The 12,132-nt window shown below is 65.0% G+C and carries 11 protein-coding genes; 9 read left to right on the plus strand and 2 right to left on the minus strand.

The genetic code is table 11. The annotated features are described in order from the left end of the window. Nucleotides 1-8 precede the first annotated feature (8 nt). From B0T39_RS03500 to B0T39_RS03535, 8 genes are all read left to right on the plus strand, one after another. Nucleotides 9-1,313 carry an aminotransferase class III-fold pyridoxal phosphate-dependent enzyme gene (locus B0T39_RS03500; protein WP_217806189.1) on the plus strand — a complete coding sequence of 435 codons (1,305 nt, stop codon included), beginning with the start codon at nt 9-11 and terminating at the stop codon, nt 1,311-1,313. A gap of 85 nt (nt 1,314-1,398) precedes the next feature. Further along, nucleotides 1,399-2,715 (plus strand): lysine N(6)-hydroxylase/L-ornithine N(5)-oxygenase family protein, encoded by a 1,317-nt coding sequence (locus B0T39_RS03505; protein WP_081544835.1) that lies wholly within the window; start codon nt 1,399-1,401, stop codon nt 2,713-2,715. Continuing rightward, nucleotides 2,696-3,997 carry an NAD(P)/FAD-dependent oxidoreductase gene (locus tag B0T39_RS03510; RefSeq protein ID WP_081544836.1) on the plus strand — a complete coding sequence of 434 codons (1,302 nt, stop codon included), beginning with the start codon at nt 2,696-2,698 and terminating at the stop codon, nt 3,995-3,997. Before B0T39_RS03505 ends, B0T39_RS03510 begins: the two co-directional genes overlap by 20 nt. Further along, complete coding sequence (locus tag B0T39_RS03515; RefSeq protein ID WP_141111066.1) at nt 3,994-4,626, plus strand: FMN-binding negative transcriptional regulator; 633 nt, start codon at nt 3,994-3,996, stop codon at nt 4,624-4,626. The genes B0T39_RS03510 and B0T39_RS03515 overlap by 4 nt, the downstream gene beginning before the upstream one ends. Continuing rightward, on the plus strand, nt 4,619-5,695 hold the full coding sequence (zapE, locus tag B0T39_RS03520; RefSeq protein WP_176219473.1) for a cell division protein ZapE: 1,077 nt from the start codon (nt 4,619-4,621) through the stop codon (nt 5,693-5,695). Before B0T39_RS03515 ends, zapE begins: the two co-directional genes overlap by 8 nt. Beyond that, nucleotides 5,686-6,075, plus strand: a complete 390-nt coding sequence (locus B0T39_RS03525) for a tautomerase family protein (protein WP_081544839.1) — start codon at nt 5,686-5,688, stop codon at nt 6,073-6,075. Before zapE ends, B0T39_RS03525 begins: the two co-directional genes overlap by 10 nt. Then, nucleotides 6,075-6,266, plus strand: a complete 192-nt coding sequence (locus tag B0T39_RS03530; protein WP_081544840.1) for a hypothetical protein — start codon at nt 6,075-6,077, stop codon at nt 6,264-6,266. Before B0T39_RS03525 ends, B0T39_RS03530 begins: the two co-directional genes overlap by 1 nt. Nucleotides 6,267-6,285: 19 nt before the next feature. Continuing rightward, entirely contained in the window at nt 6,286-7,167 is an 882-nt protein-coding gene (locus tag B0T39_RS03535) for an isocitrate lyase/PEP mutase family protein (RefSeq protein WP_081544841.1), read from the plus strand. A 36-nt stretch (nt 7,168-7,203) separates the two neighbouring features. On the opposite strand, the gene B0T39_RS03540 is transcribed toward B0T39_RS03535, so the two are convergent. Next, complete coding sequence (locus B0T39_RS03540) at nt 7,204-7,887, minus strand: response regulator transcription factor (RefSeq protein ID WP_081544842.1); 684 nt, start codon at nt 7,885-7,887, stop codon at nt 7,204-7,206. A gap of 602 nt (nt 7,888-8,489) precedes the next feature. Here B0T39_RS03540 and B0T39_RS03545 point away from each other — a divergent pair. Beyond that, entirely contained in the window at nt 8,490-10,952 is a 2,463-nt protein-coding gene (locus B0T39_RS03545; RefSeq protein WP_081544843.1) for an ATP-binding protein, read from the plus strand. Between the two features lie 447 nt (nt 10,953-11,399). On the opposite strand, the gene B0T39_RS03555 is transcribed toward B0T39_RS03545, so the two are convergent. Further along, nucleotides 11,400-12,071 carry a fimbria/pilus periplasmic chaperone gene (locus tag B0T39_RS03555; RefSeq protein WP_176219474.1) on the minus strand — a complete coding sequence of 224 codons (672 nt, stop codon included), beginning with the start codon at nt 12,069-12,071 and terminating at the stop codon, nt 11,400-11,402. Nucleotides 12,072-12,132: the final 61 nt, after the last annotated feature.

Genomic DNA, 12,132 nt, shown 5'->3' on the forward strand with positions numbered 1-12,132 from the left:
AGCAAGCAATGGACGCCTTTGAACCCCGCCGCCTCCAACTGGCCGAGCGCGAATCCAACGCCCGCACCTACGCGCGCGGCATAGATCGCGTGATCAGCCGCGGCGAGTTGGCCCGAGTCTACGACAGCGAAGGCCGCGAATACCTGGACTGCCTGGCCTGCGCCGGCGCGCTGCCGCTGGGCCACAACCACCCCTTCGTCCAACAGCGGGTGACTGCTTTTCTGCAATCCGGCCAGCTGCAGCAGGCGCTGGACATCGCCACCCCAGCCAAGCTCGCCTTCGTCGAACAGCTGTATCAGGCGCTGCCCGCCGGCTTCGCCGAACACGCCAAGGTGCAGTTCTGCGGCCCGTCCGGCTCCGACGCGGTGGAAGCCGCGCTCAAACTGTTCAAGACCGCCACCGGCCGCCGCCCGGTGCTGGCCTTTCAGGGCGCCTACCACGGCATGACCATGGGCGCGCTGGGCATGATGGGCAACCTCGGGCCGAAACAGGCGGTCAGCGGCTACCCGGCGGAAATCCAGTTCCTGCCGTTTCCCTACGCTTACCGCAGCCCCTTCGGCGCCGACGCCGCCGAGACCGAGCGGCTGTCGCTGGCCTATTTGGAAAACCTGCTGTCCGACCCGGAAAGCGGCGTCGGCAAACCGGCCATGCTGCTGGTGGAGCCCATCCAGGGCGAAGGCGGCTGCATCCCGGCCAGCGCGGAATGGCTGCGCGGCCTGCGCGAAATCACCGCGCGCCACGACGTGCCGCTGGTGATGGACGAAGTGCAAACCGGCTTCGGCCGCAGCGGCGACATGTTCGCCCATGAATGGGCCTGCATCGTGCCGGACGCCGTCATCCTGTCCAAGGCGGTGGGCGGCGGCTACCCGCTGGCCCTCGTGGCCTACCACCAAAAATACGACCGCTGGGCCCCAGGCGCCCACGCCGGCACCTTCCGCGGCAATCAGATCGCCCTGGTCAGCGGCGCAGCCACGCTGGAATACCTGCGCCGGCCCGGCGTGCTGGAGCAAGTGCGGGAGTTGGGCCAACTGCTGCGCCAGAGGCTGCAAGCGCTGCAAACGCGCTTCTCCTGCATCGGCGAAGTGCGCGGCCCGCGGCCTGATGCTGGGCGTGGAGCTGATAGACCCCAACGGCACGCCGGACGCACTGGGCCACCCGCCGGCCAACGGCTTGCTGGCCAAGGCGCTCAAGCGCGCCTGCCTGGAACACGGCCTGATCCTGGAGAGCGGCGGCCGTCACGGCGCGGTGATGCGGCTGCTGCCGCCGCTGATCATCAGCGCCGACGACGCGGAAGAAATCGTCCGCCGTTTTGAAACCGCGCTGACCAGCCTGTGGCCCGCCGCCCCGGCCGCCGCGCACGCACCGGCCGCCATGGCCTTCTGAACCTGGAGCGACAGCATGACGCACACCGTACACGACATCATCGGCATCGGCTTCGGCCCCGCCAACATCGCGCTGGCCATCGCGCTGGAAGAACTGGCGCCGCAGCTGTCCGTGCGCTTCCTGGAACGGCGTCCCTCCGCCGTCTGGCAGCCGGGCATGCTGCTGGAAGGCTCGGACATCCAGAACCACCCGCTACGCGACCTGGTCACCCCGCGCAACCCCCGCAGCCGCTACACCTTCACCAACTTCCTGCACGAACACAACCGGCTCTATCAGCACCTGAACCTGCCGCTGCACTACCCGCTGCGGCTGGAATACGCGCAATACGTCAGTTGGGTCGCCGGCTGCTTCCAGCACTTGGTGGAATACCAGCGCGAAGTCATCGACATCCTGCCGGTCAACGACAATGCCGGCGAGCTCAGCCATTACCGCGTGCTGTGCGCCGACGGCCGCGAATACCTGGCGCTCAGCGTGGTGCTGGCGCCGGGCCGCACCCCCAACATCCCGGAACCGTTCCAGCGCGCGCCGGACCCTCGCGTGGTCCACCTCAACCACTACCTGCCGGCGCTGGAACAATTGAAGGCCAAGGGCGGCGGCCGGGTGGCGGTGATAGGCGGCAGCCAGAGCGCGGTGGAAATCCTGCTGCACGCCAGCGCCGAGCCGGCGCTGACGCGCGTGGTCGGCGTCACCCGCAACTTCGGCTACCGTCAGAAAGACACCAGCCCCTTCTCCGACGAGGTCTATTTCCCCGCCTTCGTCGACGCCTTCTTCGCCGCCAGCCCGGAACACAAGGCCAGGCTGCGTCAGGAGCTGGTTTTCACCAATTACTCGGCCGCCGACATCGACGTGCTCAACCAGCTCTACGTCAAACAGTACGCCAATCGGCTGCAGGACAAGAACAGCCTGGCCCTGCTCACCTGCATGGAGACCGAGGCCTGCGAGCCGGGCGCCGACGGCGTCACGCTGCGGCTGCGCCACTTCCTGGGCGGCGACGCGGTGAGCGAAACCGTGGACCTAGTGGTGCTGGCCACCGGCTTCCTCGACCTGGGCCGCGGCCCCAAGCGCGAACCCTGGCCGCGCGTGCTGGAAACGCTGTCGCCGCAGCTGTGCGCCGAGCGCGACACCGTGGACATCGCGCTGGACTACCGCGTGCGGCTGCAAGGCGCGGCCGACCGCGGCGCGCCGCTATACCTGAACGGCCTGTGCGAATCCTCTCACGGCATGGGCGACGCCGGCTCCTTCAGCCTGCTGGCGCTGCGCTCGCAAGCCATCGTGCAATCGCTGACGGAGCGGCTGGAACAAGGATCGCGACATGACGGCGTCCGCGCTTGACGCTCTGCTGAGCGCCGCCACCGGCTGGCAGGCGCGCGCGCCGCGGCTGCTGGCGGCCAAAGCCGACGCGCTGCCGGTCAGTTGCGAACTGGCGGTGATAGGCGCCGGCCTCACCGGGCTGTCGGCGGCGCTGGCCGCCGCCGAGGCCGGCTGCTCGGTGGTGGTGCTGGAAGCCGACACCGTCGGCGGCGGCGCCACCGGCCGCAACTCCGGCTTCGTCGTGCCGGTGCCCGCGCGCTGCGGCCCGTCGGAGCTCCGCGCCTGGCTGGGCCCGCAGGCCGAGAGCTATCTGGCCGGCCTAAGCGAAGCCGCTGCCGAACTGCTGGCGCTGCCGGAAGCCAGCCCGGTCCGCAAAGGCTGGATGCAATTGTTCTCCGCCCCCGGCTCCGCGCAGGCCTCCGCCCTGGCCTGGCGACGGCTGGGCGTGCGCGCCCGCGCGCTGGACGCCGAACAGGCTCAAACCCTGACCGCCGCCGCCGGCTACCACGGCGGCCTGCTGTTCGAGGACGGCGGCCAGATCGACCCGCTGGCGCTGGCGCGCGGCCTGGCCGAACGCTGCCGCCAACGCGGCGTGATCCTGCTGGAACGCTGCCCGGCCAAGCTGGTGGAACGGGAAAGCCGGGACGGCATGCACGTGATCCGCACCCCGCGCGGCAGCCTGCGCGCGGGCCGCGTGCTCATGGCCGGCAACGCCTACAGCCGCGACGGCGTCGCCGCCGTCGCCCGCCACAGCGTGCCGCTGACGCTGGCGCTCGGGCAGTTCGAACTGAGCGCGGAACAACAGGCGCGGGTGCTGCCCGCCGACATCCCCTTTTCCGACAATCGCCGCGATATGTGGTTTTTCCGCAAAATGCCGGAAGGCCAATTGCTGACCGGCCTGTTCGCGCTGAGGCCAGACGCCGAAGCGGAGCAGTACGCCGCCGCCTTGCGCCAGCGCGTCCGCGCCGTCTTCGGCCTGGAGCTCGACGCCGCCCCGCGGCTATGGGCCGGACAAGTCGGCCTCACCCCGTCCGGCCTGCCCAGCCTGCGGCGCGTCGGCGACGGCGTCCTGGCCTGGACCGGCTGCAACGGCCGCGGTCTGGCGCTCTCCTTCATGCTGGGCCGAACCCTGGCGCGCCAACTGATAGGCGCCGGCCCGGCCCTATTGCCATTCAATCCGCGTCCGCTGCGCGGCCGCGCGCTGCTAAAGTGGATGGCCGAAGCGCTCATCGCCCACGACCGGCGCCGGCGCGCCCGGCTCACGCCGGCCGAACCTCGCTCGCCAAAGGAAGCTACCCCGTGAGTTCATGCGCTTTCCATTACCAGGAATACTGCTGTAGCCGCCCCGAGCTGATCGACCGGATGATCGCCCGCTACCCGCTGGCGCTGATCAGCAGCGAACACCAGGGCCAGCCGCACGCCAGCCACATCCCGCTGTTCCGCGTCGCCGACCGCAGCCTGTTCGGCCACGTAGACCGCCGCAACCCCCAATTCCAGGGCCGCGGCCGCTTTCCCGCGCGCTTGGTGTTCATGGGGCCGCAAAGCTATATCCCGCCGGAGGCCTACCGCAGCCGCTTGCTGCCCACCTGGAATTACATTGCGGTGCACATGGACGTCGAGATCGAAATCCTCGACGACCTCGAATCGGCCCGCCGCGCGCTGCGCGACACCTGCGAGCGGCTGCAGCCGCCCCAGGCGCCGTTCCAGTACGCCGCCGCCGATCCCCGAGTCATCGCCAACGCGCCGCACATCCTCGGCCTGCGCGTTCATGTGCTGCGCGAGGAAGGCCGCTTCAAACTCTCGCAAGACAAGAAACCGGAGGATCAGCAAGCGGCGCTGGATCATCTGCTGCGTCGCGACGAAGCCGGAGAGCGCGCGCTCTTGGAGGAGCTGCTGCGATTTGCCGAAACCGCGGAGCCCGCGCATGGCTGAACCCTCCGAGCTGGCTCAGCGCTTCATCGATCAAGGCATCGCGCTTGACCCCGGCCAGCGCCGCGCCGCCGACGCGCTGGGCGCGCTGCGCCTCCAAACGCGGACCGCCCCCGCCTGGCCGCTGCGCCGGCCGGCGCCGCAAACCGGCGCCTATCTATGGGGCGAACCCGGCCGCGGCAAAACCATGCTGATGGACGGCCTGTTCGCCTTGTCCACCACGCCGGCGCAACGCATCCACTACCACCAGTTCCTGCGCGACCTGCACCGCGGCCTGGCCCAGGCCGGCGGCGAGCAAGCCAACTACCTGCCCGCGCTGGCGCGGCGCGTGGCCGCCCAAAGCCGCTTGTTCTGCCTGGACGAATTCCATCTGCACGACATCGCCGACGCCATCCTGATGGAGCGCTTCCTGACCGTGCTGCTGGAAGAACGGGTACTGGTGATCCTGACCTCCAATTACGCGCCGGAGCAACTGCTGCCGGACCCGCAACTGCACCGCTACGCGCTGCGGGTCATCGCGCTGATCCAGCGCCACATGCAGGTGCTGCACCTGGACGGCGACCGCGACTACCGCTACCGCGAAGCCGCCGCCGGCGAACACTATCTGCACCCTTGCGGCGCGGACGCCGAACAACGCCTGCGCCGCCGGTTGCAAGAGCAGGGCAGGACCGTCGGCCCCGCCGCCGCCGTCTCGCTGTCCGGCCGGCCGCTGTCCGCGCGGGCGCAAAGCCCGGACTGCGTCTGGTTCGACTTCGAAGCCCTCTGCCTGGGCCCGCGCTCGCATCTGGATTACCTGGAGATGTCGGAACGCTGGCACACTGTCGTCGTCTCCGACATTGCCCAGGCCCAGTTGAACAAGGCGGACGGCCTGCGCCGCTTCATCTGGCTGGTGGACGTGCTCTACGACCGCCGCCAGCGTCTATTGCTGATTTCAGAACGCCCTATCGAAACCATGCTGCGCGAAGCCACGCTGTCGGCGGACACCCACCGCACACTGAGCCGGCTCGCCGAAATGCAATCCGCCTCCTTCGCCGCCGCCGCCGCCATCGAAATGAGCCCGCTATGCCAATAGTCAGAATCGAAGACGCCGCCACTCGCACGCCGGCCCAACGCCAAGCCATCGTCCACTGCGTCTACGACGCGCTGCGCGCCGTGTTCGGCGTCAGCGACGAAGAGCTGCAGGCGCGCTACCAGCGCTTCGCGCCGGAAGATCTGCTGCCGCCGGGCGGCGACCCGGACTACCTGCACATCGAGATCACCGTCTTCGCCGGCCGCAAACCGGAGACCAAGAAAAAACTCTACGCCAAGCTGGCCGCCGACCTGGCCGCGCTGCTGGACATCCCACCCGCCTCGGTGCTGATCCTGCTGCGCGAAGAGCCGGCCGAAAACTGGGGCATGCGCGGCGGCCAGTCCGCCAGCGACATCGACTTCGGCTACGCCATCGCCGTCTGATGAGCCAGGACCCGCAGGCCCTGCGCCAGACCCTGGGCAGCTTCGCCACCGGCGCCGCCGTCGCCTCGGGACTAGAGCCTCAAGCAAGAGCGAGACAAGGCGAAAACGCGCGCAAGCGCGCACCGTTCACGCAGGAACGCCACGGCGCGCCGCTGATCGGCGCGGCCAGTACCATCAAACCCATCCCCTAGCCACTCTGGAACCGCAAACATGACGCAAAACAGCAAACACGTCCTGCGCAGCCTGATAGCAAGCCGCTCCGGCCTGCTGGTGCCCGGCGCCTACAACGCGCTGAGCGCTCGCATCGTTGAAGACCTCGGCTTCGGCGCGCTTTACCTGACCGGCGCCGGCCTGACCAATATGCAGCTGGGCCTGCCCGATCTGGGCTTCGTCGGCCTGAAAGAAGTGGCGGACCAGGTGTCCGCAATCCGCGACGCAGTGTCCATCCCCGTCATCGTCGACGCCGACACCGGCTTCGGCAACGCGCTCAATGTGCGCCGCGCCGTGCGCGTGCTCGAACGCGCCGGCGCCGACGCCATCCAGTTGGAGGATCAGGTACTTCCCAAGAAATGCGGCCATTTCGCCGGCCAGAACCTGATCAGCGCCGCCGAGATGTGCGGCAAGCTGCAGGCGGCCGCGGACGCGCGCCAGGATGAAAACCTGCTGATCATCGCCCGCACCGACGCCTGCGCGGTGGACGGCATAGACGCCGCCATCGAACGCGCCGGCCGCTACGCCGAGGCCGGCGCCGACGTGCTGTTCATCGAAGCGGTTCGCGAACTGGACGATATCCGCCGCCTGCCGGCGCTGTTCGACCGCCCCCTGCTGATGAATATCGTCATCGGCGGCAAAACCCCGGCGCTGAGCGCCGCCGACCTGAAGGAACTGGGCTACGGCCTGGTGCTTTACGCCAACGCCGCGCTGCAAGGCGCGGTGCTGGGCATGCAGCGAGCGCTGGGCTCGCTGGCCCGCAACGGCATCCTGCAGGAAGATCCGCAACTGGTGACCCCGTTCGCCGAACGTCAGCGCCTGGTCAACAAGCCGCTCTACGACGAACTGGACGCGCGCTACGGCGCGGCCGGGCGGTATTGAACGCGGGCAGGCCGCGACGAAGGGCGACCCGCCCTTCTATTTGATTTCGTCTTTGATGAAATACAGCTCGTGGTCCGATTTCAAACCCAGCTTCTTGATTGCGGCCTGCTTTTGCCCGCTGATGGTCTTGATGCTTTTCGAAAATTTATCGGCGATTTCGCTGACCGTCATCCCGTCCAAAAAGCAACGCAGCACCTCCATCTCCCGCGGCGACAAAGCGGACAGGCGGACCACCCGGTCCATCGCGTCCGGCGCATGCGTGGAACTGTCGGCCGGCACGCTGTCCGCCTGCTGGGCCTGCGCCAGTTCCAAGGCCATTTCCGCCGTCAGATAGACGCGCCCGGTGACCGCCACCCGGACCGCCCTCACCAGTTCGTCCAGGTCCTGCTGCTTGCCGACAAAACCGCGCGCGCCGGCCCTCAAGGCCAAGGACACCGTGGCGGTGTTGTAATAAGAGGACATGATCAAGATCGCCACCTCAGGAAAACGCGCGCGGATGGCGCGGATGAGGTTCAAACCATCCATGTCCTGAGGCTGCAAGGCATAATCCAGTACCAGCACATCCGGCCTGTCATGGTTCAACGCCGCCAGAAAAGAGCGGCTGTCGCCAAAACAGCCCGCCAAGACGATATCGCTCTCCTGCGACAATCTAAAGCCCAAGCCCTGCCTGACCACCTCATGATCATCCAACAACATCACGTTGATTTTTCTTTTCTTCATTCCCCCTCCATGGCAATAAAAATCATTTCAGCATCAATTAAAACGTCCGCCCTTTTAAAAATACACTCAAACACAGCATGCGCAATCTTCGCGCCGCGGCTACGTCGATCTCCATTCCTTCAAAACTCGGCACAACATTTCAAGCACCACCCTTTATAAATGGCAAAACATGGCAAAACGATGGACTCTTGGCAACAAACGTCATGAAAAATAACAATCAGGCAAAATGGGTATTTTTCAAAAAACAAAAAAGACAAATCCATACCCGCTTGCACATCTGTTTCTCAAAAAACTAAATGCCTCGACAAATTCTCGCCAACAAGATCACTTTCACGTCTATGGCGTTCGCTAAAACCTGCTGGCAATCTGCTACGCGTCGACAATACCGCGTTAAAAACCGCATCTGAATCTCCATGCGCCGCAATGACACTCCGCTTTCTCAGCCGTTTTGCCCTATCTCGCGTGATCACAAACACGCTCTTAACGCTTATTTACCAGGTAGACTAACCGTATTGTAATCCATTGTTTTCGAGAGCGCCGCATCGCCAAAATGGCCAGACCGACTATAATGTCCAAGCAAACACATTCAATATGGCGGTCGCATGGCAAAAAATTCAGCTAAACGATTTAATCTACCCTTTATCGCCACGATTCTGCGCCATGTCATTAATACTACGCTCTATGCCATCACGGGGCCGGCGCTGCTTATTTTCTGTTTGTACGCTTCCAGCGCGACCAGCCAGGCGAAATCACCTCCCTATACCGCGGAAGAAGCCGCCTGGATCAAACAACACTCCACCATATACTATTCCATCGATCCTTACTGGCCATTGGAATACATTGAAAACGGCAGTCACAAGGGACTGAGTTGCGCCTACCTGAAAGCTATTGCCAAGAAGAGCGGCCTGCGATTTCAATTAGTCTCGACGAAAAACACTCAGGACATGATAGGTAAATTGAAAAGCGGCCAGATCTATCTGGCCACTATGGGCGCGACGCAGCTGATTCCCAAGGAATACGGCATCCCGCTGCTGAATAGCCAGCCCTATGCCTCCACCGCCACCATCATCATCACCAAAGCCGGCGCCGAGGGCTTGTTCAATCCGTCCCAATTGGAGCACAAAGCCGTAGCGGTCAAGGGAGGGGGCGGCTACGAGCAGTATCTGCGCGCGCACTACCCGTATTTGAAGTTGGTGCTGATCAACGACCCAGTGGCGGCTTTGAAAGCCGTCGCAGACGACAAGGTGTTCGCCGCCATCGGCGCGGAGATCGTCTTTCGCCCGGTGCTGCAAGGGCGCTTCCCCAAAACGCTGCAAATCTCCGGCACCATGCCGGAAATGTTCACCGGCCTGAACATCAAAGTGGCGCAGCAATACCCGGAGCTGCGCTCCATCATCGATAAAGCCCTATTGCAACTCAGCCCATCCGAAACCGACGAGATTTTTGACGATTGGGTAGCCGACATCGACTTCGGCAAACCCTCCATGCATCAGATCAGCCGCTACTACCTGCCGGAAATCCTGCTGGTGCTCTGCGTGCTGTCGGTCATGCTCTTCCTGTTCACGCAGGCACGTTGGGCCAAGCGCCGGGCCGTGGCCAGCGAAGAGGCGAAATCGAAATTCATCGCCATGATGAGCCACGAAATCAGGACGCCGATGAATGCGATTCTCGCCGCTATCGAACTCTTGCAACAAACCCGGCAAAGCAGGCAGCAACAAGAGCTCGCCGCGCTGGCCGGCTCCTCCGCCCTCAACCTGCTGGAACTGCTGGACGATGTGCTGGACACCGCCAAGCTGGAAGCGCGGCACTTGGCGCTGGAAAAACTGCCCACCGATCTGCTGGAGCTGGCCAGAGGAATCAGCGACAGCCAGCGCCTGAGCGCCAGCCGCAAAGGGCTGGCACTGACCCTGGCGGCGGACGGACTGGAAAACCGCCTGTTGATTCTGGATCCGATGCGCATGCGTCAGATCATGACCAATCTGCTCTCCAACGCCATCAAATTCACCGATCGCGGCGAGGTGACGCTCTTGATGCAATTCAATCTGCAAAGCGCGAAATCCGGGAAGCTCCTGGTCACCGTGCGCGATACTGGCGTCGGCATCGCCAAGGCTCAACAGGAAAAACTCTTCCGCGCCTATAGCCAGGCGGAGCGCTCCACCAGCCGCCGCTACGGCGGCAGCGGCCTGGGCCTGAGCATCTGCAAACAGCTGATCGAACTGATGGGCGGCAGCATTCTGCTGGAAAGCGCCGAGGGCAAAGGCACCGCCATCAGCTTTGTCCTGCACGTCGATATTGCGGAGCCCGACGCCGCCGACGCGACGGCACTCCCCTCCCGTTCCGCGCCCGACGCCTTGCCGTCTCATCGGCTGCTGGTGGTGGAGGACATGGAGATGAATCAGCAGGCCATCCGTCGGCAGCTCGCGCAACTGGGCTGTGTCGCCATCATCGCGGAAGACGGCCAAACCGCCTTGCAGCGGCTGCGACAAGGCGAAACCTTCGCGATGATCCTGATGGACTGCAATCTGCCCGGCATCGACGGCTACGAAACCGCCAGACGGATCCGGCAGTTGGAGTCGGAACGGGACCTGCCCTTCACCCCCATCATCGCCGTCTCCGCGATCAGCGACCTGGCGCACAAGAACCGCTGCATCGCCAGCGGCATGGACGGCATGCTGTCCAAGCCGCTCAGCTTGCAGGATCTTGAGGACATTTTACGTCTGTGGTTCATGACGGAAGACATCGCGCCGACACCGCTGCCCTTGCCCGCTTCGGCGCTGGACCTTGCCCGGCTGTATAGTCAGAGCGCGCAGCGGGATTTGCTCCAGTTCCGGCAAGCCGTCGCCGACCAACTGCCAGAAATCATGCTCCACCACGTGCACCGGCTCAAGGGCGGCGCGTTGACGGTGGGCGCGGAGCCTTTGACGCGGCTGGCCGCCTGGATGGAACAAACGCTGCAAGCGGAAGACGAACCTCCTAGCGAGGAGGCATTGCTGGCCTGGCATCGTGAATTCGAGCAGGCGCTGGCGCAATGGCAAAGCCGGGACGCCTCCGCCGGCGGCGACTGAGCCGGAACGCAGCGTCTAGAAGCAGTTTTCAACGCCGTATCGCCGACACGCAGCAGATCGTAAACAGGTTATTAGAACCAGTTCACGATCTTTTGTCTGTGCTTTGAAACACGGTTTGGTGCACAGGAAGCCGCGTATCCGACGCGCCCCGGGTCCCTTCAAGCCTGCCGTCGGGTGGCAGGCCCGAGGTCTTAAGCGGCGGCCTGTTCGAGCAGCGCGACGTTAGCGCGCTGCGAGTTCAGCCGCGCCTCGCGGCCTGACGGGACCCGGCGGGAAGCCGCAGGCCAGGCTTGCAGGGCGGCCTTTGGGGTGAAGGGGAATTTGGCCGAGCAAATTCCCCTTCCTGCCCGCCGGGCAGCCCCGGCAATCAAAATCATCATCCGCACAGCGGATTCAATGCCTTGCCTTGAGCGACATCCTCGGTCTGAAAAGATCGTAAACAGGCTCTTAGCCCTGCCGGCCTGCGCACTGATCCAACACCACCCGAATCTCATCCCCCAGGCCCACCCGCACCAGCGAGCGTCCCGTCAGCGGCGCCAACCGCGCCGCGCTACCCGGCGCCTGTATCTTGGTGCTGCCGGCTTTGCCGCCGCAGGCCTCGTCCTGCAACAGCCAGAAAGCCGCGTTGCCGGTATTGCGCAGAACGCCGCCTTCCAAATGGAAATCCAGATAGGCCGCGCGCGGCCGGACAATCAACACGCTTCCCAACGAGACCGGGTAATCCGTCCATGCCCCGGTTCCGCGCACGTTCCGCGCGGCGGCGGCCGTCGCCTCCTCCTCCACGAGCAAGCGGTAATAGCGTTCCCGCGTCTCCATCGCCGCGCCGCGATAGCGCAGCTTGATCGCGCCGCTGGCCCCGGCTCGCAGCGTCAGCCTCGCCGGCGCCACGGTCAGCGCCACGGTGGAGGCGTCTTCCGCCTCTGCGGCGGCGCCCCCCAGGCTGGCCAGCGGTCGCAAGCCAATACGGTAGCGGTGCGGTTGGCGGGAATCGTTCTTCAACTCAACGCTCATTTCATTGTTGTCCGCATCCAGTTCGATCACCGGCGCCATCTGCAAGGACCAGGCCGACATGGCCGGCAAAGCGCACAGCCACGCCAGCAAGGCCTTTCGTATACTCATAACCATCTTTGTTTCCTTCCGCCGATGCGCCGGACCATGACGGCCGCGCGCATCCGCCTGC

The organism is Chromobacterium haemolyticum, assembly GCF_002081825.1.
GTDB lineage: Bacteria > Pseudomonadota > Gammaproteobacteria > Burkholderiales > Chromobacteriaceae > Chromobacterium > Chromobacterium fluminis.

Excerpts from the sequence above, each read along its gene's own strand:
- B0T39_RS03500 (WP_217806189.1), top strand. The coding sequence starts at position 9 with ATGGACGCCTTTGAACCCCGCCGCCTCCAACTGGCCGAGCGCGAATCC.
- B0T39_RS03505 (WP_081544835.1), top strand. The coding sequence starts at position 1,399 with ATGACGCACACCGTACACGACATCATCGGCATCGGCTTCGGCCCCGCC.
- B0T39_RS03510 (WP_081544836.1), top strand. The coding sequence starts at position 2,696 with ATGACGGCGTCCGCGCTTGACGCTCTGCTGAGCGCCGCCACCGGCTGG.
- zapE (WP_176219473.1), top strand. The coding sequence starts at position 4,619 with ATGGCTGAACCCTCCGAGCTGGCTCAGCGCTTCATCGATCAAGGCATC.
- B0T39_RS03525 (WP_081544839.1), top strand. The coding sequence starts at position 5,686 with ATGCCAATAGTCAGAATCGAAGACGCCGCCACTCGCACGCCGGCCCAA.
- B0T39_RS03530 (WP_081544840.1), top strand. The coding sequence starts at position 6,075 with ATGAGCCAGGACCCGCAGGCCCTGCGCCAGACCCTGGGCAGCTTCGCC.
- B0T39_RS03535 (WP_081544841.1), top strand. The coding sequence starts at position 6,286 with ATGACGCAAAACAGCAAACACGTCCTGCGCAGCCTGATAGCAAGCCGC.
- B0T39_RS03540 (WP_081544842.1), bottom strand. The coding sequence starts at position 7,887 with ATGAAGAAAAGAAAAATCAACGTGATGTTGTTGGATGATCATGAGGTG.
- B0T39_RS03545 (WP_081544843.1), top strand. The coding sequence starts at position 8,490 with ATGGCAAAAAATTCAGCTAAACGATTTAATCTACCCTTTATCGCCACG.
- B0T39_RS03555 (WP_176219474.1), bottom strand. The coding sequence starts at position 12,071 with ATGAGTATACGAAAGGCCTTGCTGGCGTGGCTGTGCGCTTTGCCGGCC.